19 protein-coding genes, 1 other RNA gene and 2 pseudogenes are annotated in these 23,667 nt (G+C 37.9%); 14 read left to right on the forward strand and 8 right to left on the reverse strand.

Annotation, left to right across the window (positions count from 1 at the left end):
• From ACFILH_RS03805 to ACFILH_RS03830, 6 genes and pseudogenes are all read left to right on the forward strand, one after another.
• A pseudogene (locus tag ACFILH_RS03805) lies at positions 1 to 138 on the forward strand (exonuclease); the annotation flags it as partial.
• A gap of 119 nt (positions 139 to 257) precedes the next feature.
• Positions 258 to 476, forward strand: coding sequence for a hypothetical protein (locus ACFILH_RS03810; protein ID WP_273791657.1), 219 nt, complete (start codon positions 258 to 260; stop codon positions 474 to 476).
• A gap of 6 nt (positions 477 to 482) precedes the next feature.
• Entirely contained in the window at positions 483 to 1,520 is a 1,038-nt protein-coding gene (locus ACFILH_RS03815) for a tyrosine-type recombinase/integrase (RefSeq protein ID WP_375631159.1), read from the forward strand.
• A 152-nt stretch (positions 1,521 to 1,672) separates the two neighbouring features.
• On the forward strand, positions 1,673 to 2,599 hold the full coding sequence (locus tag ACFILH_RS03820; protein WP_375667409.1) for a D-2-hydroxyacid dehydrogenase family protein: 927 nt from the start codon (positions 1,673 to 1,675) through the stop codon (positions 2,597 to 2,599).
• A gap of 70 nt (positions 2,600 to 2,669) precedes the next feature.
• Positions 2,670 to 2,771: pseudogene (locus tag ACFILH_RS03825) on the forward strand (integrase); the annotation flags it as partial.
• A gap of 162 nt (positions 2,772 to 2,933) precedes the next feature.
• The gene (locus ACFILH_RS03830; protein WP_375658202.1) at positions 2,934 to 3,293 is read left to right on the forward strand and encodes a hypothetical protein; all 360 of its coding nucleotides are present in this window, start codon (positions 2,934 to 2,936) and stop codon (positions 3,291 to 3,293) included.
• A 1,152-nt stretch (positions 3,294 to 4,445) separates the two neighbouring features.
• On the opposite strand, the gene ACFILH_RS03835 is transcribed toward ACFILH_RS03830, so the two are convergent.
• The 7 genes from ACFILH_RS03835 to ACFILH_RS03865 form a co-directional block, all read right to left on the reverse strand.
• A complete protein-coding gene (locus ACFILH_RS03835; protein WP_375664791.1) occupies positions 4,446 to 6,245 on the reverse strand; it encodes an acetolactate synthase 3 large subunit in 1,800 nt (599 codons plus the stop codon).
• A gap of 270 nt (positions 6,246 to 6,515) precedes the next feature.
• Positions 6,516 to 7,388 (reverse strand): tRNA (adenosine(37)-N6)-dimethylallyltransferase MiaA, encoded by an 873-nt coding sequence (miaA, locus tag ACFILH_RS03840; RefSeq protein ID WP_273790753.1) that lies wholly within the window; start codon positions 7,386 to 7,388, stop codon positions 6,516 to 6,518.
• A gap of 855 nt (positions 7,389 to 8,243) precedes the next feature.
• Entirely contained in the window at positions 8,244 to 9,767 is a 1,524-nt protein-coding gene (locus ACFILH_RS03845) for a Do family serine endopeptidase (RefSeq protein ID WP_273790754.1), read from the reverse strand.
• A gap of 151 nt (positions 9,768 to 9,918) precedes the next feature.
• Complete coding sequence (gene hflC, locus ACFILH_RS03850) at positions 9,919 to 10,857, reverse strand: protease modulator HflC (RefSeq protein WP_273790755.1); 939 nt, start codon at positions 10,855 to 10,857, stop codon at positions 9,919 to 9,921.
• Positions 10,858 to 10,859: 2 nt separating this feature from the next.
• The gene (gene hflK / locus ACFILH_RS03855; protein WP_273790756.1) at positions 10,860 to 11,999 is read right to left on the reverse strand and encodes an FtsH protease activity modulator HflK; all 1,140 of its coding nucleotides are present in this window, start codon (positions 11,997 to 11,999) and stop codon (positions 10,860 to 10,862) included.
• A 119-nt stretch (positions 12,000 to 12,118) separates the two neighbouring features.
• Positions 12,119 to 12,628: a dihydrofolate reductase gene (locus ACFILH_RS03860; RefSeq protein WP_273790757.1), complete on the reverse strand. Its 510-nt coding sequence runs from the start codon at positions 12,626 to 12,628 to the stop codon at positions 12,119 to 12,121.
• A complete protein-coding gene (locus tag ACFILH_RS03865) occupies positions 12,625 to 13,419 on the reverse strand; it encodes a thymidylate synthase (protein WP_273790824.1) in 795 nt (264 codons plus the stop codon). Before ACFILH_RS03865 ends, ACFILH_RS03860 begins: the two co-directional genes overlap by 4 nt.
• 213 nt (positions 13,420 to 13,632) lie before the next feature.
• Between ACFILH_RS03865 and ACFILH_RS03870 the strand changes: the two genes are divergently transcribed.
• The 3 genes from ACFILH_RS03870 (at position 13,633) to ACFILH_RS03880 (ending at position 19,171) form a co-directional block, all read left to right on the forward strand.
• The gene (locus ACFILH_RS03870) at positions 13,633 to 14,940 is read left to right on the forward strand and encodes an MFS family transporter (RefSeq protein ID WP_375667411.1); all 1,308 of its coding nucleotides are present in this window, start codon (positions 13,633 to 13,635) and stop codon (positions 14,938 to 14,940) included.
• 959 nt (positions 14,941 to 15,899) lie between these two features.
• Positions 15,900 to 17,210 (forward strand): MFS family transporter, encoded by a 1,311-nt coding sequence (locus ACFILH_RS03875; RefSeq protein WP_273790759.1) that lies wholly within the window; start codon positions 15,900 to 15,902, stop codon positions 17,208 to 17,210.
• 653 nt (positions 17,211 to 17,863) lie between these two features.
• A complete protein-coding gene (locus ACFILH_RS03880) occupies positions 17,864 to 19,171 on the forward strand; it encodes an MFS transporter (RefSeq protein ID WP_273790760.1) in 1,308 nt (435 codons plus the stop codon).
• Between the two features lie 68 nt (positions 19,172 to 19,239).
• On the opposite strand, the gene ACFILH_RS03885 is transcribed toward ACFILH_RS03880, so the two are convergent.
• Positions 19,240 to 19,545, reverse strand: a complete 306-nt coding sequence (locus tag ACFILH_RS03885; protein WP_273790761.1) for a DUF2853 family protein — start codon at positions 19,543 to 19,545, stop codon at positions 19,240 to 19,242.
• A gap of 97 nt (positions 19,546 to 19,642) precedes the next feature.
• Here ACFILH_RS03885 and ssrA point away from each other — a divergent pair.
• From ssrA to ACFILH_RS03910, 5 genes are all read left to right on the forward strand, one after another.
• Positions 19,643 to 19,999: a transfer-messenger RNA gene (gene ssrA, locus ACFILH_RS03890) on the forward strand.
• A gap of 180 nt (positions 20,000 to 20,179) precedes the next feature.
• Positions 20,180 to 20,731, forward strand: coding sequence for an SspB family protein (locus ACFILH_RS03895; RefSeq protein ID WP_375631167.1), 552 nt, complete (start codon positions 20,180 to 20,182; stop codon positions 20,729 to 20,731).
• An 8-nt stretch (positions 20,732 to 20,739) separates the two neighbouring features.
• A complete protein-coding gene (locus tag ACFILH_RS03900) occupies positions 20,740 to 20,922 on the forward strand; it encodes a DUF4169 family protein (protein ID WP_273790763.1) in 183 nt (60 codons plus the stop codon).
• 10 nt (positions 20,923 to 20,932) lie between these two features.
• Positions 20,933 to 21,184 (forward strand): ribbon-helix-helix domain-containing protein, encoded by a 252-nt coding sequence (locus tag ACFILH_RS03905; protein WP_273790764.1) that lies wholly within the window; start codon positions 20,933 to 20,935, stop codon positions 21,182 to 21,184.
• Positions 21,185 to 21,304: 120 nt separating this feature from the next.
• Entirely contained in the window at positions 21,305 to 23,644 is a 2,340-nt protein-coding gene (locus tag ACFILH_RS03910; protein ID WP_375643459.1) for an ATP-dependent helicase, read from the forward strand.
• Positions 23,645 to 23,667: the final 23 nt, after the last annotated feature.

Here is a 23,667-nt window from a genome sequence, read left to right on the forward strand (position 1 = left end):
GAATTCTTTCACTTACGCATGAAAGTCAAGCGTATTCTCCGTGATGATCAACAAATTGAACAGATCAATCAAGCTGTTGAAACCTTTTTAGCAGAGATAGAACGAGAGATACAACAACTCTCAACAAAAGCTGCTTAACCTTATGGGGGTGTTTTGTTCCCCGCATATCTACGAGCACCCCCACCCTTCTTAACACTTTCAAGTAATACGTGATTCACGCCACACGTGAATTGCATCTCAATGTAAGGAGAAAAGATATGGCGCCTCGTCCAGCTGCTATAACGCAACCAGCCATTGCACGCGCTTTAAGAGAAGCTAAAAAACAAGGTTGTGAACTCGTAGAAATCAAACCTACAGGGGAACTGCTTATCTATCTTAAATCCGATATTCCACTACCAAATTCAGTTAACCACCCAGACAAACTTTTAGATTTGTCAAAGAATGAATATTACGAAACCGCACTCTCTAAGATGTAAAATACCATGCCAAAACCACGTCCTCCTCATCTTGTCAAAGAAGTCACACGTCATGGTAAAATTATATGGTATGTACGTATTGGTCATGGACCACGTATTAGAATACGCGGCACCTATGGAACGCAAGAGTTTGTTGATAACTACAAAAGCGCACTTGCCGAGTTACAAGGGCTTATACTTCCTAAATCAAAAACTGGTAAGCTAGTCGAAGGTTCATTCGCATGGCTCCTTAAACAGTATTTTAATAGCTCCAATTGGCATAACCTCGCTAAAGCCACAAAGAAACAAAGAGAATACACTCTTATGAAAGTGTGCGATACTATAGGTCACATTTCATACCAAGCAATCGAAAAGAAACATATCATAGCCGGTGTTGAACGGCGCAAAGAAACACCAGCAATGGCTAGAGACTTTCTACAATCCCTAAATGGGCTTTTTAAATGGGCAATTGAACAAGGACTTTTGGAAAGCAACCCTACTTTAGGTATCACAAGACCTCCTCTTAAAAATAAAGAGGGCTTTCCCGTTTGGACAGAAGAAGATGTTGAAAAATATTACCAACGCTGGTCACATGGTACCCATGAACGCGTTTGGATTGATGTTCTTTTATATACGGGTCTGCGTCGTGGTGATGCGGTCCGCATTGGCTGGAAAGACGTCAAAGATAATATCATTCACATCAAAACAGAAAAGAGCCAATTTAAAACAGATGTCTTTCTCCCAATTTTGCCAGAATTAGCCAAAACGCTTGAAGTTGGTCCTATTGGAGAAGAAACATTCATTTGTGGTAAACGCGGGAAAAAAATACCAAAAAAAAGCTTCGGAATTACATTTTATAATGCTTGTACCCAAGCAGGTATCAAAAAATCAGCGCATGGCTTAAGAAAATTAGCAGCAACACGCGCAGCTAACTCTGGTGCAACAGTATCACAACTCAAAGCACTCTTTGGCTGGACAAATGACAGTATGGCATCTCTTTATACCAAGAGCGCAGATCGCAAAAAACTCTCCCTTGAATCGATACAAAAGCTCCAAAAAAGTTAGGGATAGAGATAAAAAAACATAATAGAATCAATAAGCACCTAATCCCTTACTACAAATATAACTTTTTGATTTAATTATTATTTGTTACCGTTGCTAGAAATAACAATGAAATAATGAGCTCAAATATTGATGAATGAAACGGAAGGTTTAAATTGAAAATATTAATTCCAGATGACTATCAAAAAGCCACCCTAACATTACAGTCTATTACAAAATTAATGAAATTGCATGAAGTGCTGGTTATAAATAATTTAGCTAAAGAATGTGATTTAGAAGATAAGCTCAAAGAGATAGATATTCTTATCTTAATCAGAGAGCGGACTATAGTTGATAGAAATCTTCTCCTGAAACTGCCAAATTTAAAATTAATCTGCCAAACAGGCCCTATAGGTTCACATATTGATATAGAAACTTGTAGAGACTTAGGAATTGAAATATTAGACGGTGGTGGAGATCCAACTTCTGCTGCTGAATTTGCGTGGCTCTTAATTATGTCTGCGCGTAGAAAACTCTGTAAATCTGTATCTGATATAAAAAAAGGACGATGGCAAACAACATTTGGCAACCAAATGAAAGGGGCTACTCTTGGAATATTCGGGTTTGGCCGTATTGGTAAAATGGTTGCTCAATATGCTCAAGCTTTTGGCATGTCCATTTTGGTTTATGGGAGCGAGCGTTCAACGCAAGAAGCAAAAAATTTAGGTTATCATTTTACGCATTCAAAAGATGAATTTTTTACACGTCCTGACATTATATCCGTCCATTTACGTTTAAGCGATAAAACCAGAGAAATCATAAAATTAGATGATCTATTGAGCATGAAACCTCATGCTATTTTTGTCAACACAGCGCGTTCAGCTTTGGTTGAAAAAGGGGCGATAGAAAAAATACTAAGTTTGGAAAATTCAACTTACTTTGCACTGGATGTTTATGACAGCGAGCCAGTATATGAGAGCAAATTATTGCAATCAGATAGAGTTCTTTGCACACCGCATCTGGGCTATGTGACTGAAGAAAGCTTTGAGAATTATTTTGAAAAAGCTTGCCAAAATATAGCGTCTTTTATAAAGAGCGCTTAATGCCGGCTGAGCCAATGTTTGTAAAATTTATCTTATATCGCTAGCCTATCAAATTTGCACGACACATATTGGCTGGACAGATGACGCCATGTCATCTCTTTACACAAAGAGCGCAGACCGTAAAAAACTCGCTCTTGAAGCTATAAAAAAACTTCAAAAAGATGAGGAATAGAGGCAAAAAAACGTAATAGAATCAATAGCGAATAAAACCCTCACTATTAATATAACTTATTGACTTAATTATTATTGAGTATCCATACGGTGGTATTGAATATTCGGTTGAGCTAAAAAAATAGCATTTTCGCTGCTACCACATAGAATATTGACAATTCTTATGAACAAAAAGGGGTCTATTACCCCTAGACCATATTTAATCTTTAAAAACCTTCCTGTTGATAGACAAATTAATACGTCACCTAATCCTTATAATTTAGATGCGTCTTGTAAAAGTGGCTATATTAGCGAAAATTTAATTATGATGTTTTCTGTAGTGATCGGAGAGCCTTATTCAATTAAGTTTGAAGGCGAACATATAGTAAATAACCTGCTTCCTTTAGAGGATAATAAAAAAGATTATACAGAATTAGGATCTGAAGTTGAGTTAGATTTTCATACAGAAAATGCTGCACTAAAATTTATAACGGGTTTAAATTTATCTCTTAAAGGGGATACTTTTATCTGGTGTTCGCAATGATGTTGATGGCCCGTTAACGAGAATAGTCTGATGCACGTCTAGCTTTAAAATTTTTAAGTGAGGAGGATTTGAGGAGCTTAAGGGATAATTTATATATAATTAATGTTCCCTATAGATGGAGAAAAAATGGGGTAACCTCTACAAGTAAAGTGCCCCTAGTTCACAGGGACAGTGAATTCCCTGATATCAGCGCTGTTTTTTATCCTGGCATGTTAGAACCACAGTCAAAAAAGCCAAGGAAGCTTTAGATCATTTTTATGAAGCTATTAAGGCTGTATCTTTTGGAATTGATGTACCACTAAGGAAGATTATTATACATTGATAATAGAATGGCTCTACACTCTAGAGATAAGTTTTTTGGATCATTTGATAGTTATGAAAATCCAATGCGGTGGATTCAAAGAGTGTTTGTGTCTGCAGATTTATGGAATTATAGATATATAGAACAAATAAAAGAAAGAGTATTTAATTTTCAATGTTAATATCCTGATAATGATATGATGTTGAGTATTATTCTGATTTATATATTGATGATACATCTCATATGTATAGGTTTCTCCCGCATAATCAGGTGAGGTTACTACCTAATTATAAGCTATGGTGGCCAATTGATTTTCTATGGCTGCATTTGATCTTTGTTATTTTTGCCCTTCCTTCAAGCCGCTAGGGGGATTCCCCTATCAAGCCCTTGAAAAAGCGATTTGGAGTAATTTCATAATGCGAAACCAAAACATAGTGACAAACTTTTCTATTGTTTTCACAAGTATGACGGTTTGCATGGTTGCCCCCTTCAAGCATAGTGGATTTTTTTCTTGCACGATGGAATCTTTCATATATGAGACAACATAATTAATTTATAACAGATAATTCAATGTATTATCTAAAAAATGCAACGAAATAGCTATTAATGTGAACATATGAATTAAAAAAACAAACATCGCGTACAAATAAATTCAAACATAATTGTGCACACGACTTATAACATTTTTTAGATGAACAAATAATAATACACCCCATGTCTTTAAACAAAGAATGAAAATCATAAAATGAGCTCTAAGGATAATAGGAACTCTCCACAAAGAAAGAGACAGAGATGAGGACTCCAAAGACTTCATCATCACTATCCTTCACCATTTTGTTAACATATTAATTTTATACAAGAATCTTTCCCTCGGAAGAAATAGCATTTGCAATAGCTTCTTCGCTTGCCTCATCGGGTAATAACATCTCATTATGAGCACATCCCGATGGGATCATAGGAAAACAGTTTTCTAAATGATAAACACGACAATCAAAAAGAACAGGCTTATCACAGTCAATCATCTGCTGAATTTTATCATCAAGTTCATCGGGTTTTGAACAATGAATTCCCACGGCTCCATAAGCTTGTGCCAATTTCACAAAGTCAGGCATAGATTCCGTATAAGAATGAGAAAGACGATTACCATGCAGCAATTGCTGCCACTGGCGAACCATCCCCATATACTGATTATTTAAAATGAAAATTTTTACAGGTGTGTCATGCTGAATAGCTGTTGCAAGCTCTTGAATATTCATCTGAATGGAGGCATCACCAGAAATACACACAACAAGCGCATCAGGATGTGCTATTTGAACACCGATAGCGGCCGGAAGACCATACCCCATCGTTCCAAGACCACCAGAAGTCATCCAATGTTTTGGTTCATCAAAATGATAATACTGTGCTGCCCACATCTGATGCTGTCCGACATCCGTTGTAATATAAGCGTTCGCATCTTTGGTAAGGGCATACAGCCGTTCAAGAGCATATTGCGGCATAATGACATCTTTTTTCTCCGCATATGCCAATGAATTACGAGCTTTCCAACGGTTAATTTGCGTCCACCACGCCTCACGGACTTCACTGTTAAACGCTGGTTGCTGTATTTTTAAGAGTTGCGTCATATCTCCTAAAACACAAGCCACATCACCAATAATTGGAACTTCTGCTTTTACAATTTTATTGATGGAAGAAGGATCAATATCAATATGAATAATACGCGCATGAGGTGCAAATGCATCAAGGCGCCCCGTGATACGATCATCAAATCGTGCTCCAACAGCTAACATGACATCACAATCATGCATGGCCATATTAGCCTCATAGGTTCCATGCATTCCAAGCATTCCAAGCCAATTTTTACCGGAAGCAGGATAAGCACCAAGTCCCATTAATGTTGAAGTAATCGGAAAATCCCCCAATTGAACCAAATTACGTAAAAGCTGTATAGCTTTCATCCCCGATGAAATAACACCACCACCAGAATAAATAATAGGGCGTTTTGCCTCAACTAAAAGAGAAACGGCAGATTCAATAGCCTTAATATTCCCTTTCAACGATGGAAAAGAATGTAAAGACTCCTGAACTTGAGGTGCTCTATAAAGTCCTGAAGCAAATTGAACATCCTTAGGAATATCAATCAAAACCGGCCCAGGACGACCTGATTGAGCAAGAGCAAAAGCTTCATGAATAATAGCCGCAAGATCATTGACATTTTTAACCAGCCAATTACGCTTCGTACAAGGCTTTGTAATTCCAACTGTATCAGCCTCTTGAAAAGCATTTGTTCCAATCACCGTTGTTGACACCTGCCCAGAAAAACAAACAAGAGGTATCGAATCCATAAGAGCATCTTGCAAAGGTGTCACAGCATTCGTTGCCCCTGGACCAGAAGTCACAAGCATAACCCCTACCTTCCCTGTGCTGCGTGCATAGCCTTCAGCCGCATGCCCTGCGGCTTGTTCATGGCGCACCAAAATATGCTGGAGTGTATCTTGGTGATAAAGAACATCAAAAATAGGCAAAACAGCCCCACCAGGATAACCAAAAATATGTTCAACGCCTTGATCTATAAGAGCCTGAACCACTATTTCAGCGCCCGACATTATTTTTCCATCTGCACTCTCTTGCTTTCTTGGATCATTTCTCATTTTTCCCACTCACCTACTTTATAGGACAATAAAAAAGCCCCTAACGGAGCCCATAAAAAAAGCCCCCAAAGGAGCCCATTACACAACACATACTGTATGATTACCCCCCATTATTCCAACGTATAAAATATATAAAAAATTCCTTGTAGACAGATTTCTAATTCCATTGATACCATTCGTCAATAAAAAATTATATTTTCTAAAAAATTTCTTTTTTACGAATTATCTTTTATCTTTCGAAAATTTCTTTGCAAGGCTCCAGCTCTTTTATCAAAAAGTAAGCATCCATTCTTCATCAAATTGATTACGAAACCATGTCATTTGTCTTTTTGCATATCTCCTCGTTTGTATTTTCACCGCTTCAAGAGCACTCTCAAAGCTTCTATATCCATCCAAATAAGCCATAAACTCAGGTATACCAATAGCCTTCATTGCTGGTAATGAAGGGGAAAGTTTAAGTTTTTTCATAGCCACCACTTCTTCTAAAGCTCCTCTTTCAATCATAGAATCCAAGCGTTTATGAATACGTTCATAAAGCAAAGGACGTGGTGGCATGAGAAGAATTTTTTCGGTCAAATTCGGCGCAATGAGAGGTGTTGTTTTTTGTTTCTGCCACCAACTGAGCGTCTTACCGGTTGCATCATAAACTTCCAAAGCACGGACAATACGCTGTCTATCATGCGAAGAAATTTTTTCAGCAACAACAGCATCAATCTGCAACAACTGGCGATAAAGACTTTCAGGTCCCTCTTTATCAAGCAGCAAACGCCACTTCTGCCGCACAACATCTGGAACATGAGGGACTTCCGAAATCCCCTCTAAAAGAGCACGAAAATAAAGTCCTGTTCCACCAACAAAAATAACTGATCTTAAAGAAAAAGTAGCCAATAGCTCCTCGACATCACACAACCATTGCCCTACTGAATAGTTCAAAGTAGGACTCACATGACCATAAAGATAATGGGGAACAATCGCGGTGTCAGCCTCCCCCGGCCGTGCCGTTAAAATATTTAAAACATCATAAACCTGCATTGAATCAGTATTAATAATGAGAGCATTCTTTTCTTGAGCCATTTGCAAGGCAAGTTCTGACTTCCCACTTGCCGTTGGCCCTGCTATCAATGTAATTGTTCTTTGTGCCATAAATAGCAATTTCTCCCAATCAATAACTTATTGCAACATACAGACACCCCCAAAGCCACTATCTTCTCTCCATTATCATAGAGTAAATACTTCAAACAAAAATACGAACACAAATTCCCCTTAAGACAAAGCCCCTTATGAAACTTATAAAAAAGAAAAAATAGACTTAAGAACAACACCAAAGGAATTTCCAAGCATTTTTTGCTATCATAATTCAATAACAAACCACAGCTATAATAATTTTGTCCGTTTAGGCCATTAAAAACATACTCTTTGTCATCATTTATGAAAATAATACTGAGCTTAACCTATACAATCAAACAGCTTTATTTTTTCCTATAAAAACAGCATGCTACTCTGATTTATAATAGGAGATTCAGAAATTGTCTTCTTCACGCTCTTTTTTTATAACTATTTTTTCATCCATCACCAAGAAAGGTGTAAATATATATATAACTAATTTAGTCTAATATGATTTTTCTCTGAGAGAGCTTTTTTCAAACTGAAGTGAAAAAACGTTCTCTATAGCACACAAAATACAATCACAAAGTGCTAAAATTCTCACTAGATACAACATTATTTATAATAATAATTGACTTAAATACAAAACATAGATCTCTTATGCACTATTTTAAAGCCTAAGCTGTTGCAAAGTTGTAAATCTAGCAAATCTATGATGGTAGCAACTTGTACTTTTATTTAACGCAAAAATAGAGCTGCCCAATGAATTTTATATTGCACACCCCATGCTCTCTATCGTGAAATGAATTTGAGAAATATTGGACATCACATGCCTAGCTTGCAAAATATCCCATATACTAAGGCTGATAAAAAACAAAAAATAATTTTTAAGGATCAATCCATTAGGAGCGTTACGAACCGTAACTCTCCATCTGGACGCGCTACAATAAATAGAGCATTTTTGCGTCCAGCTTCACGTAATTTATGAATACGTTTTTTAGCCTCATCAATTGTTGTGATAGAACTCTGATTGATATCAACAATCACTTCACCAACGCGAATACGCTTTTTATCCGCTGCACTATTTTGTGCAACAGATGTCACCACTAGTCCTCGAAGTTTATCTGAAATTGAATAACGATGACGCAAATCCTCCGTCAGTTCAGATAACGTCATTCCCATAAATTGCATTGTCACGTTTTTCGACAGATCTTGATTTTTTTTATCATCAACTTCTTCTTCTGTATCTTCATTTGGATCTGTTTCAATCAAACGTCCAAGCTTAACTTTTACTGTTTCTTCTTGCCCATTCCGTAAAACAGTAACATCCACCACCTTTCCTTCTGAACTTTCTGCAACTAAACGCGGCAAATCACGTGCATGCTTAATTTTGGAATTACCAAAAGAAAGAATAACATCTCCAGTTTGTAACTGGCTATTATCTACATTATTTTCTTCCGTCTGTTCTATTTTACCAGCCACCAATGCTCCCACAGCATTGTCCAATTTTAAACTTTTTGCAATATCCTCTGTTACCGGCTGAATACGAATAGCCAACCAACCACGTCTTATTTCTCCAAAATCACGCAATTGATTAATAACAGAAAGAGCCATATCCGATGGAATAGCAAATCCAATACCGATAGATCCTCCCGAAGGTGAAACAATTGCTGTATTAATGCCAATGACTTCACCATTTCTATCAAATAACGGACCACCAGAATTGCCCCGATTAATTGCTGCATCTGTTTGAATAAAATTATCATAGGGACCAGCATTAAGATCACGGTTACGCGCAGAAATAATACCAACCGTCACACTTCCACCAAAACCATAAGGATTACCAATAGCCATAACCCAGTCACCAATACGTGCTTTTTCTGAGTCACCAAAACGCACAGCTTTTAATTTTTTACTTCCTGCATCGACTTGAAGCAACGCCAAATCAGTTTTGCTATCCTTTCCAAGAAGCTTTGCCTTTAGTTTTGTACCATCCGTAAAATTAACTTCAATATCATCAGCATCAACAATAACATGATAATTTGTAACAATAATCCCCTTTTGCGCATCAATCACAAAACCAGACCCTAAAGAACGCACCTTTTGAAATTGACTATCTTTTTGAGCATCCTTGGGTGTAAAAAAATCACTAAAATATTCCTCCAGCAATGAATCTTTTGGGATAACGGGTACCGAGGTATTTTCATCCTGTTCTGTTCCTTCAACAGTCTGTGCCGTGGAAATATTCACAACTGTTTCCAAAAGCTCAGAAGCTAAATCAGGAATAGAAAGCAATGCCTCGCTTGTCTCTGCTCCCCAAGACAAACCTGACCCTGATAGAAACAAAGTCACACAAAAAACAACTCTTGTGATAAAAAACTTTAAAAACGTATTTTTACTCACGACACTTCTATCCATGACATGCCTTTAATCAAAGATGCAAAGAGCCCCACTAAATTTATCTACATAAAACCAGCACGGCTCGATACTCTCTACCACTTTTACCATAAAAGAAAATGGTCACAGATCATTCTTTTCATGCAAAATCTCGTATCTGCAATCCATTATTTTATCTATTCTCTCCCGATTTTGGATCAGTTTTACTAATGCCAGTATTCATTGTCGGTAAGAATGCTTTATTTGCCTGCGGCGGATTACGAAAATAGAAAAAGAAATCCTCATTTGGAGAAATCACCATCGGTGTTTTCTCTAAATTCTTGTATTGTTCCATCGCCAACCAAAAATCGTAAAAAGACGGATTAGCCTCCCTCGCATTCAATAAAAGACGAATACTTTCAGCCTGACCTTCACCACGAGTAATTTCAGCATCACGCTTTGCCGCTGCTACAATTTCTTCATATTCACGATTAGCTTCTGCTACAATACGATCTCGCTCTTGTTGACCACGAGCACGGATATTTTCCGCAGCAGCTTCACGTTCAGCTGCCATTTGCCGATAGACATCTTCTGAAACAGCATCAGTCAAATCGGTTTTACGAATACGCACATCAACAATGGTAATACCCAACGAACCTGCATCTACAGAAAACTGCTTCTGTACTTCAGCCATCATCGCGCCTCGTTCATCCGATAAGGCTGCTTTAAATTCTCGCTTACCATAAACAGCACGCAAAGCGTCAATAAACCGTGGTGCAAGGTTTTCACGTGCCGCAATTTGTGGACGCCCAGAAGCAATGCGCTGTAAAAACAACTTAGGATCTGTAATACGGTAAATAAAGAACGCATCCACCTCATAATACGCACCACCACGAACCTGTACAGATTGTGTAGGAACATCGTAACGCAATAACCGATTATCAACAATGATCATCTTATCGATAAAGGGCGCCTTGAAATAGATTCCAGGATTAGATTCTACCTGAACAATTTGTCCAAAACGCTTAATTGCTACTTGTTGACGAGGATAGACGATAAATACGGACATCCACAAAATCATCAAAACAAACACTATAGCACTAAAAACAAACAAAAAGCGAGATTGCTGCATAATTAATCTCCTCCAGAAATACGAGAATCTAAGAGTAACGCAGGACGCGCTGATGTTGCCTTTACTTTTTCCGATGACTTGCTACGCAACAATTCGTTCAAAGGTAAATAAGGCACCGCTGGAGAATTTGCCTGATCAAGAACCAGCTTATTTGGTGAAGAAAGAATCCGCCCCATCGTCTCCATATAGAGACGATAGCGAGCAGCTTCTGGTGAAATCGCAGCCTCACGAGCTATCGCCTGAAAACGTTCAGCACGCCCTGTTGCCTCTTCAACCATTTGTGCCTTTTCACCTTTTGCGATTTCCCGTGTGCGTGAAGCTTCACCATTTGCTAAACCAATTTTCGTAAAACGCACACGATTCCCCTCTTCAATCATTCTTCCACGTTCCTGCTCCGCCTGCTGAACAGAATTAAACGCAGCAGCAACCTTTGTCGGAGGAGCAGCTTCACTGATAGACACACGACTTATTTCAACACCAAGTTGATATTTATCTACAGTCAACTGAATAATCTTTCTGACGTCATTAGCAACTTCTTCTTTCTTGTCACGTAAAACATCATCAACCGGCCGCGAACCAATGACCTCACGCATTGCACTCTCAGCAACTTGGCGAACTGTTCCCTCTTGATCATTCACATTGAATAAAAACTGACTAGGGTATGAAATCCGATAGTAAACGGAAAAATTAACATTAACGATATTCTGATCACTTGAAAGCATTAAGCCATCACTTTGTTGCGCCTGACCAGGCTTCCCACCAATCGCAATTGTTTTTTCCGTTAAAGGTACTTTCATATAGGTCTCAATTGGCCAAAAATGAAAATGCAACCCATCACCAATAATGCCTTCTTTAGGGATGCCAAAGCGCAACTCTACCGCTTGTTCATTTTGCTGAACAATATAAATTGACTGGTATAGCCAAAAAAACACAATAAGCAGAAGGAATAAAACAGAAAAACTGCTTCTCCCGAATTGTTTAAACTGATCCTGCCCTTTGCGCAAAATATCATTAAGATTAGGACCATTTTCGCCACCATTACCGCCACCAGAACCAAAGAGATTCTTAGCTGGTGTTTTTTTGTCACCACTGTTTTTATCGCCACTCCACGGGCCACCACCATTTTGATTTGTCCAGGGCATTATCACCTCTTTAACTGATTACCACTACTCGAACACCAACCATTTGCTTGATCTTATAGGGTGTCTCTTACCTCATTACAATACAACTGATAACCCCTTCCACTTCATATTACAAAAAATTATTTCCGCTCATAAACAACAAAACGTGTCGGATGACTATCTTTATCCCCTTTTGGAATATCTTGTGTTTGCACAATAGTCCACTTTTCTTTATCAAAAACAGGAAAAAAACTATCACCTTCTATAGAAGCTAAAACTTCTGTAAGAAATATTTTATCAGCCATATGCAACCCTTGTTGAAAAATTGCACCACCACCAATAATAAAAATTTCCTCTACATCATTTTGAGAAGCAACGCTTGTTGCAAGAGAACAAGCTTGCGATAAAGAGTGAGCAACAACAGCCCCCTCAGCACAAAAGGTACAATCACGCGTAATGACGATATTTGTACGCCCTGATAAAGGTCTCCCGATAGAATCCCAAGTTTTTCTTCCCATAATAATGGGCTTACGCAACGTCAAAGCTTTAAAGCGTTGCAAATCCGTCGATAAATGCCACGGCATTGCACCTTCACGACCGATAACACCATTTTCTGCAACAGCAGCAATTAAACAAATGGAAATCGTCATATTGCTACCGGCGCTTTAATATGAGGTTGTGCTTCATAATTAAGCAACTCAAAATCCTCAAATTGAAAAGAAAAAAGATCTGTTACCGCTGGATTTATGCGCATACATGGCAAAGCATTTGGTATACGAGACAATTGATATTTTGCCTGTTCAAAATGATTAGAATAAAGATGAGCATCTCCCAGAGTATGAATAAAATCGCCTACTTTAAGACCGCTTACTTGCGCAATCATCATCGTTAGCAATGCGTAGGATGCAATATTGAATGGAATACCTAAGAAAATATCCGCCGAACGCTGATAAAGTTGACAAGATAATTTACCCTCCGCAATGTAAAATTGAAAAAGACAATGACACGGAGGTAACGCCATTTCCTCTATTAATGCAGGATTCCAAGCTGATACAATCAAGCGACGAGAATCTGGCGTTTCCTTAATCATCGTTAAAAGATTGTTAATTTGATCAATATGGCGTCCATCAGGAGCAGGCCAAGAACGCCACTGATAACCATAAACAGGACCAAGATTTCCCTTTTCATCAGCCCATTCGTCCCAAATCGACACACCATGCTCTTTCAACCAAGCGATATTTGTATCGCCTTTAAGAAACCACAAAAGCTCATAAATAATTGAACGTAAGTGTAGCTTCTTTGTTGTCAACAACGGAAATCCTGCTTGTAAATCAAAGCGCATCTGATACCCAAAGATAGATCGCGTGCCAACACCCGTTCGATCTGTCCGATCAATACCCTGATTTAAAACATGAGATAAAAGAGCAAGATATGACTTCATAGGGCTATTATGTCCGATTCTTCTCATTATAGAAAATAAAAACTGTAAAATCCGTACAAACATAATTCAAATCTTTTTCCAAAAACATCTTACACAAGAAATTATCATGATCTGACTAAATTTTTGATGCAAAAGATAAAATACTATAGACAGCTTCTAAGAAAATGACATAAATGAACAAAGATGGATAAACATCAAATAAAGGGATCGACTATGGAAAAACAAGAAGCTTTAAAACCACATGATACAAGAAAACGTATCTGGGCTATCGTGTCCAGTGCATCAGGTAATCTAGTAGAATGGTATGACTTTTATGTTTATTCCTTTACATCCATTTACTTTGCATCACAATTCTTTCCCTCAGATGGCAATGACGTTACGCAACTTTTAAAAGCGGCGGGTGTTTTTGCTATTGGTTTTCTTATGCGCCCAATCGGCGGATGGCTTTTTGGCTTCATTGCCGATCGTTACGGACGCAAACGCTCAATGCTTATCTCTGTTTTTATGATGTGTGGTGGTTCGTTCTTAATTGCCCTACTTCCTACCTATGAAACCATTGGAATGGCAGCAGGAATTCTTTTACTTTTACTCAGAATGCTTCAGGGGCTTTCTGTCGGCGGTGAATATGGTACAACAGCAACTTATATGAGCGAAATCGCCCTCAAAAATCGCCGCGGATTTTTTAGCTCTTTCCAATATACCACACTGATTGGTGGTCAACTTCTAGCCAGTCTCGTTATATTCATTTTAGCGCTTTATCTCACCGAAGATCAGCTAAAAGCGTGGGGCTGGCGTATTCCATTTGCCATTGGTGGATGCGGCGCAATTGTTGCGATTTATCTACGCCGCACACTCCATGAGACAACGACCAAAGAAAGTCGTTCTAGTGCACAAGCTGGTAGTATTAGGGGACTTCTGAGTAACCACCGAAAAGCTTTTTTTCTAGTTATCGGCTTTACCGCTGGAGGATCGCTCACATTTTACACCTATACGACTTACATGCAGAAATATCTGATCACAACCACCGGCTTTGATAAACATACAGCCACAACTATAATGACTGCTGCACTCTTTGTTTTCATGTTACTCCAACCCCTCTTTGGTTCTCTCGCAGATAAAATTGGAACAAGAACTTCTCTCCTTATTTGGAGTGTCTTATCTATTATCTTTACCATTCCTGGACTTAATATGATTGGTAATACTGATAGTATATGGATTGCTTTATCAGTCATTACTGGAATGCTCTGCATTATGAGCTTTTATACATCTATCTCTGGCATTGTAAAATCAGAAATGTTTCCCGCTTCAGTACGAGCAATAGGAGTTGGGCTCTCTTATGCTATTGCCAACGCACTGTTTGGCGGTTCTGCTGAATATGTCGCGCTTGGATTAAAAGATCTTGGATATGAATCTGTCTTCTATTTTTATATAACCGGCATGATGATTATTGCCTTCATCGCAATTCTCTTAATGCCAGATGCTCGCAAAAAAGGGTATTTACAAGGAGACGATATTCATTAACCTTTAATGTTAACAAACAAGGGTTTCAACAAAAAAAGCAAAGCCCAGTATTCTGGGCTTTTTTATATTCTTTCCAATAGAAGTTTAAAGCTCACAGTTTTTTATCCCTTCAAACACTCTAAAGAAGCAATGTTCCCTCCTACACACGCCGCTTATAAAAATAAATGGCTTCATATTATTATGTAATAAATACTTCTTTTGCTGAATTTAATTCACTGAAGATAAAAAACGTTTGATTTATTTTAATATTCCCATTCCCACTCAACGTTGAAGAAAAGTGATTATCTTTCAAGAAATTTTATCAATAATAAAGATTACACTCATGATTTTGTTTAATACGTTCTTAATAGTACCCCCTCATGCAAAACAAATCCTTTCATGAAAAATAGAAAATACCATTATATTATGAATTCGCACACTTTTTTGAGAAACATTTCTCAATGCACCCAACTCCATTTCACAACGGCACCCGTGAATGACATAACGTAAAAGCCCCGTAAAGTATAAACATGGGCATCACTCTCTTTACACTTAATAAAAGTGCAAGCCGCTATCATTATACTATTGAGGAACTCTTAATATTGTACTCCCCCTTAACACTTAAGATCATTCCTAAAAAGTATTTTAACTGATACACCAACCTCGCATGCAATAGTCAATAACATCATTTTACGAAACAACATCAAGCATATAAACTAAAGAGTATCATATCTTCATAAGCACTCTGCATATGCAAATAATTCACAATCAAACAAAAAATAATATTTCCTTAAGGATAGTAAAAAGCGCATGATTTACGCAATATAACAACACCATAAGCCCAAAACAGCACTGATAGCTCTAGAAAAAATCTTTATGTTTCCCTGAAAAATTATCATGGTACAATGGCGTTTTTATAATGCACATCGTAAATAGCTTTAAAAAGAAGAAAAGTTATAAATCTAAAAGGGGAATACTTCATGAATAATCAAACAACTTTAGACCCACATGATACAAGAAAACGTATTTTTGCTATCATGTCCAGCGCATCAGGAAATCTGGTAGAATGGTACGACTTCTATGCTTACTCCTTTGCATCGGTTTATTTTGCCTCACAATTTTTTCCTGAAGATGAAGATATCGTTACACAACTGTTAAAAACAGCAGGAATCTTTTTTATTGGCTTTCTTATGCGTCCAATTGGAGCATGGCTCTTTGGATTCATTGCGGATCGTTATGGACGTAAACGCTCAATGCTTATTTCTGTTTTTATGATGTGTGGTGGCTCTTTTCTCATTGCCATACTTCCTACTTATAAAACCTTGGGAATAACAGCAGCATTCCTTCTCCTTTTTGTCCGTATGTTTCAAGGACTTTCCGTTGGAGGTGAATATGGTACAGCAGCAACTTATATGAGCGAAGTTGCACCCAAAAATCGTCGCGGGCTCTTTGCTTCTTTTCAATATGCAACAACGATCTCAGGTCAACTTCTCGCAAGTTTTATAATATTTATTTTAGCCCTTTACCTTACTGAAGATCAGTTAAAAGCGTGGGGATGGCGTATTCCTTTTGTGATTGGTGGCTTTGGAGCAATCGTTGCAATTTATCTGCGTAGTTTGCTCCATGAAACAACAACCCACAAAAGCCGCTCTGAAAAACATGCTGGTAGTCTTCGAGAACTTTTTCGCAATCATAAAAAAGCTTTCTTTTTGGTTGTTGGCTTTACAGCTGGTGGATCACTCACATTTTATACATACACTACTTATATGCAAAAATATCTGATCACAACCACCGGCTTTGATAAACAAACTGCAACAACGATAATGACTGCCGCCCTCTTTATTTTTGTGCTACTCCAACCCCTTTTTGGTTCCCTAGCCGATAAAATTGGAGCAAGAGCTTCACTCATTAGTTGGGGGCTATTATCCATTATCTGCACTATCCCTGTACTTAAAATGATCGGTAATGCCCATAATCCATGGACAGCACTCTTAATCATTATTGGAATACTCTGTGTTATGAGTTTTTATACGTCCATTGCTGGTATCATAAAAGCAGAATTGTTCCCTGCTTCAATCCGAGCAATTGGTGTTGGATTTGCTTTTGCCATTGGCAACGCACTCTTTGGCGGTTCTGCCGAATATGTAGCGCTTGGATTAAAAAATATGGGATACGAATCTGTTTTCTTTTTTTACATAGTTGGTATGATGGTCATTGCACTCATCTCTATTCTTCTTATGCCCGATATAGATAAAGGAGGATATCTCGATAAAGACGATAGACTTCATTAAACTTATTTTCTGGATAAAAAAAAAGCCCAAGAAATTGGGCTTTTTTTATCTCCTCTCCATCCTAACAAAGAACGAAAATTCTGCCCCGCATTCGTCTTACAAACAACTCAGTTTCTCTTAAATTGTCTATAGTTACTGCCCTCTTTATGTAATTTACTTGATAAGATTCTATAGGCAAGCCCTACCCTAAATATTTATCATGATATCTGAAAAACACCTCATACGGAAAACCTTATCTGAGCCTTACCTCCCCCTCCTAAATAATGATGTGTGGTGATACAACAAGATAAGCAAGGACACAAAATCCCCTTTTACATTATTTAAGCTTTATGAAATGTCTTCAGTTTTTGGGCTTTCTGCTCATAAAGACCATCTCTTCTATAATCTTCCGGTATGCCAATAATTGCATTCTTCTCATAAAGTTTAAAGGTATCTTGATCTACTTTTCAATGTTCTCTCCCTTTAAATGCAACGTGATAACTTTTTATTCTATAACACAAGTAAAAATCTTAAAACGAATGACAACATAACTCTAATAAATCATCTTAAAGAGTTTCCCTAAGAAATTATTATAATACAATTGAATTTTTCTGGAAATCATAAACAATTATGTTTAGAAAATATAAAATATAAATCCAAAAGGGGAACAATTCATGAAAAATGAAACAACTTCAGCATCACAGGATGCAAGAAAACGTGTTTTTGCTATTATAGCAAGCGCATCAGGAAATCTCGTAGAATGGTATGATTTTTACGTTTACTCATTTGCATCAATTTATTTTGCATCACAATTCTTTCCCTCCGATGGTGATACGATTACGCCACTGTTAAAAACCGCGGGTGTGTTTTTTATTGGCTTTCTTATGCGCCCTATTGGAGCTTGGTTTTTAGGATTTGTCGCCGATCGTTATGGACGTAAACGCTCGATGCTTATATCCATTTTTATGATGTGTGGTGGCTCTTTTTTCATCGCCATACTTCCCACCTATGAAACCTTAGGAATAACATCAGCAATCCTTTTACTTTTAGCTCGAATGATGCAAGGACTTTCAGCGGGTGGTGAATATGGTACAGCAGCCACTTATATGAGCGAAGTTGCTCTCAAAAAACATCGTGGGCTTTTTGCTTCTTTCCAATCAGCCACCCTTATTACAGGTCAACTTCTTGCCAGCTTCATTATATTTATTCTAGCATCTTATCTCTCTGAAGATCAGTTAAAAGCATGGGGATGGCGCATTCCTTTTGTGATTGGTGGTTTCGGGGCAGTGATTGCGATTTATCTGCGTCGTTCTCTCCACGAAACAACCACGAAAGAAAGCCGCTCTCACAAACACTCTGGCAGTCTTAAGGAACTTCTCACCAAGCATACAAAAGCCGTTGTCGTAATTGCATGCTTTGCATCAGGAGGATCACTCACATTTTACACCTTTACGACTTATATGCAAAAATATCTAATCACAACCACCGGCTTTGATAAACATACCGCAACAACGATTATGACAGCTGTACTATTTATTTTCATCCTATTCCAACCCATAGCTGGTATCATAGCCGATAAAATTGGAACAAAAACTTTACTTATCATTTGGAGTATACTCTCTGTCATCTTTACATTTCCTGGACTCTGGATAATCGGTAATACGCATAGTATATGGGTTGCCTTTTCCGTCATTATTGGCTTGCTCTTCATTATGAGCATGTATACATCCATCTCTGGTGTCGTCAAATCAGCAATGTTTCCCTCTTCAATACGCGCATTAGGCGTTAGCATCTCTCATGCCATTGGCAACGCCTTATTTGGTGGTTCTGCTGAATACGTCGCGCTTGGATTAAAAAAGTACGGTCATGAATCACTCTTTTATTTTTATATAACCGTCGTGATGATCATGGCATTCATTGCTCTTCTCTTTGTCCCGAGTATGCGTAAAGGAGGCTACCTCCAAGAGGATGAAAAACATTAACCCTTTTTATCAACGAAAAAGCCCAAGAAATTGGGCTTTTTTTATCATTATCACAAATTTAATATTGTTTAAATTTTATGAAGTGCATTAAGGTGCTTAGCAACTAGATAATAAAAAGTCAGTCGACTTTTTCTACGCTCTCCAGACATCATCTCAGCCACTTTTGAAACAGCCATTTTAGCACTCTTCTCATCGGCTTCTAAAACATCTTGAACCCATTTTTCAACACGTTCTAACTCTTTTGGATCCGATGTAGCAACAAGCGCTGCATCCTGCTTTTTCATCACTAAAGCTAAACGACGGCTAAGTCGTTCTACTGCTGCTTCATCGGGATTTGAATCATATAGTTTAATATCTGCTAAATTATTTGTCATTTTGCATCATCTCCTCTCCAAAAATGAGCGGACTATACTTTACAGCCGCATCATATAGCTCCATAAATAATTAGAGGATTAAAAATATTAACAACCCCCCCTTTTCCTAAGACTGTTCTTCATCTATATTTAGAGGGCTGGTTTACCAGCTATGGTAATAAATGGACGGTGAAATAAACCTATTGGACCCGGGGGCGGTACCCGGCGCCTCCACCAAAATATAAGAAACCAAAGTTATATTTTGGTGGGGGCGAAATAGGATCGACAAAGGTGTAAAGATCGCTCTTTTACTCGGCATTGTACCACCGTTATCGGGCTAAATGAGTAGTTGCAAATGACAACTATGCGGAAGCACGTCTCGCCGCTTAAGGTGGTGTGAATGTTTCAATTTGAGCCTTAAACCGTCGCAGGTTTAAGCGGGGTTCGGAGGCACCTGGCAACAGAAGCCTTCACTTTTTTAAATGTTGTTGATTGATCTTTCAGACGTTATCAGACATTATTTACCATAGAGTTTCGTATTTATTCGATTTATTGAGGTGCATCGTAAAAAAAATACTGCTAATTTAAAATATATTCTGTCACACAATATCAATACGCCCCATTCTGCTACGTGAAATAAAAGGAATAAACTTCGATGGTTAAAGATCAAATCCGTTACGATATTCTCGTTCAGGATGCGCTTCGTGGAGTTATCCGTAAAGTTTTATCGGAAGTTGCCAAAGCAGGTCTTCCGGGAAATCATCATTTTTTTATAACTTTTTTGACAAATGCCCCAGGCGTTAAAATTTCTCCTCGGCTAAAAAATCGCTATCCCGAGCAAATGACAATCGTCTTACAACATCAATTTAGAGATCTCAGTGTTTCAGAAACAGCTTTCGAAGTAACCCTCTCTTTCAGGGAAATAACCGAAAAGCTCGTGATTCCTTTTACTTCCATTCAGGTCTTTTATGATCCTGTAGCAGCATTTGAAGCAGCATTTGATCTGCCCTCAAATCTGACCTCTGGAGAAAGTGAAAATTCAGAAAATACCTCAACTACGCCCATTACCTTATCAAACAAACAAAAAATAGAAAATACGCTTACAAAAGAACAAAATCTCAGTACAAACAAAGAACCTTCAAATAACGATGCAAAACAAAGTCAAAGTGCTGATGTTGTATCTTTAGATTCCTTTCGGAAAAAATAATTTTTCTCATGACTGAATTGATTAATCTTCGCCAATTTCGAAAACAAAAAAAACGTACAGAAAAATCTCTTCGTGCTGAGCAAAATCGTTATCGTTTTGGACGAACAAAAACTGAAAAAAATTTTGAGCAACAAAAATCTTTAAAAACGCAAAAATTTCTTGATCAAAATCGTTTACGAAACGACGAGTAAAGGTGGAAAAATGCACGAAAATAATTCTATCGATTGGTCAAAAGTCATTCCACGAAAGATATCTGTTCGCGTTGATGGACACGCAACAAGTGTCTCTTTAGAACCACCATTTTTAGATATTCTAAAAGATATAGCCCGCCAAAAAGGACAATCTTTAGCCTTTATTATCACCGATATTGATAGCAAAAGACCACAACAAGTAAATCTTTCGGCTTCGTTACGCGTTTATGCCCTTCAAAGCGTTCTCACCCAGCGCCTTTAATGTTTGTGCTTATTTTTTTACGTTCTCTTTCTGTTTGTTTAACTGAAACTGTTGTGACTTTTTAAGAGAAGTTTTTTTAATCTAGAACTTCAATAAAAAAAAGACTACAAAAGAGAGATAATGAGTAATTTTTCTGATCACACCATACCTTTCTTTGAAGAAGATTCCCCTCCAGACCATGATAAGAAGAGCTCTGGTTTTTTCTCCCATACTCTAAAAGAACAAAAATCATATAACACAGATTATTTAGAACAACTCAATCCAGAACAGCAACAAGCTGTTATGAATACTGAGGGACCTCTTTTAGTTCTTGCAGGTGCTGGTACAGGAAAAACGCGCGTTTTAACAACCCGTATTTCTCACATTTTACGCTCTGGACTTGCCTCTCCTCAGCAAATACTTGCTGTCACTTTCACCAACAAAGCAGCACGTGAAATGAAAATACGTATTGGTGAACTTATTGGAGAAGTTGTTGAAGGTATGCCTTGGCTTGGAACCTTTCATTCCACTGGCGCTAAAATTTTACGCCGTCACGCAGAACTTGTTGATTTAAAAAGCAACTTTACAATTCTCGATAGCGATGATGTTCTTCGACTTTTAAAACAGCTTATTCAAGCTGAAGGATTAGACGATAAGCGTTGGCCCGCACGAAACCTTGCCATGATGATTGATTCTTGGAAAAATCAAGGACTTTCACCAAAACATATCTCAAAAAGTGATGCTCATTCCTTTGGTAACGGCATGGGACATGAACTTTATCACAATTATCAAAATCGATTAAAAGATCTTAATGCTTGTGATTTTGGTGACCTTCTACTTCATTCTATCTCTATCTTCCAACATAATCCAGATATTCTTCGCGAATATCATTCTCAATTTCGTTATATTCTTGTCGATGAATATCAAGATACAAATACAGCACAATATCTTTGGCTTCGCCTTTTGGCCCAACATCCTCAAGGTCAACATGTTAATCTTTGTTGTGTTGGCGATGATGATCAATCCATTTATGGATGGCGTGGTGCAAAAGTCGAAAACATATTACGTTTTGAAAAAGATTTTCCTTCTGCTAAAATTATTCGTCTAGAACGCAATTATCGCTCAACATCCCATATTCTCAAAACCGCCTCCCATCTCATTGCTCATAATGAAGAAAGGCTGGGAAAAGTCCTTTTTTCTGCTCAAATAAAGAGTGAGGAAGAAAAGGTAAAAATTCATTCAGCATGGGATTCGGCAGAAGAAGCACGAGCAATCGGAGAAGAAATCGAACGCGCACAACAAACCGGTCATGCATTAAATCATATGGCTATATTGGTACGCGCATCATTTCAAATGCGTGAATTTGAAGATCGCTTTGTAACACTTGGCCTTAATTATCGCGTCATTGGTGGTCCTCGTTTTTATGAGCGAATGGAAATACGTGATGCCATGGCTTATTTACGCGTTGTTGTCCAACCTACTGATGATTTAGCTTTTGAGCGTGTTATTAATACACCAAAACGCGGCATAGGAGATGCAACCCTGCGCATTCTTTATGAGAGTGCACGTGCACGTGCTGTTCCTCTCTTTTCTGCTGCCGCTGACATCATTGAAACAGATGAATTAAAGCCTAAGGCGCGCAGTGCGTTACGAAGCCTCATTGAAAGCTTCCGCCGCTGGCAAAATATGCTTCAAGACACTCCTCATAGAGAACTTGCCGAGATCGTCCTTGATGATTCTGGTTATACAACCATGTGGTTAGAAGATCGCTCACCAGAGGCTCCTACAAGACTAGAAAATCTTAAAGAAATGATTCGTTCCATGGAACAATTTGAAAATCTTCAAAGTTTTTTGGAACATGTTGCACTCGTTATGGAAACGGAAAATAATGAAAATATAGATGCAGTCAACATCATGACACTTCATTCAGCCAAAGGACTTGAATTTGAAACAGTTTTTCTTCCAGGTTGGGAAGAAGGACTCTTTCCCCACCAACGCTCATTAGATGAAGGTGGACGTTCAGGATTAGAAGAAGAACGGCGCCTTGCTTACGTAGGTCTAACAAGAGCAAAAAAACATTTGCATATATGGTTTGTATCTAATCGAAGAATTCATGGACTTTGGCAACCTGCTCTTCCCTCCCGTTTTCTAGATGAATTACCAGCAGAACATATAGAAGTTGTAGAAATGGAAACATCCTATGGTGGTTATGGAAAATCTTCCTTTCAACATCACGATTCCTTTTATACTGACTATGCAACAGCAAGACAAAAGCGTGCACAAAAAAACAAGAATATTGAAGGGAAAGTTATCTCTCAATCAATCTCTCATGCACCATCAGATTTTTCTGTCAATGATCGGATTTTTCACATAAAATTTGGTTATGGTCATATTACAGCAATAGACGATCATAAATTGACAATAATGTTCGAAAAAGCCGGAGAAAAGCGTGTACTAGACAATTTTGTAAACAAAGCTTAATTACAAGTAAACCACGATCAGTT

The organism is Bartonella sp. CL435QHHD (assembly GCF_042195095.1).
In the GTDB taxonomy this organism is placed as follows: Bacteria; Pseudomonadota; Alphaproteobacteria; order Rhizobiales; family Rhizobiaceae; genus Bartonella.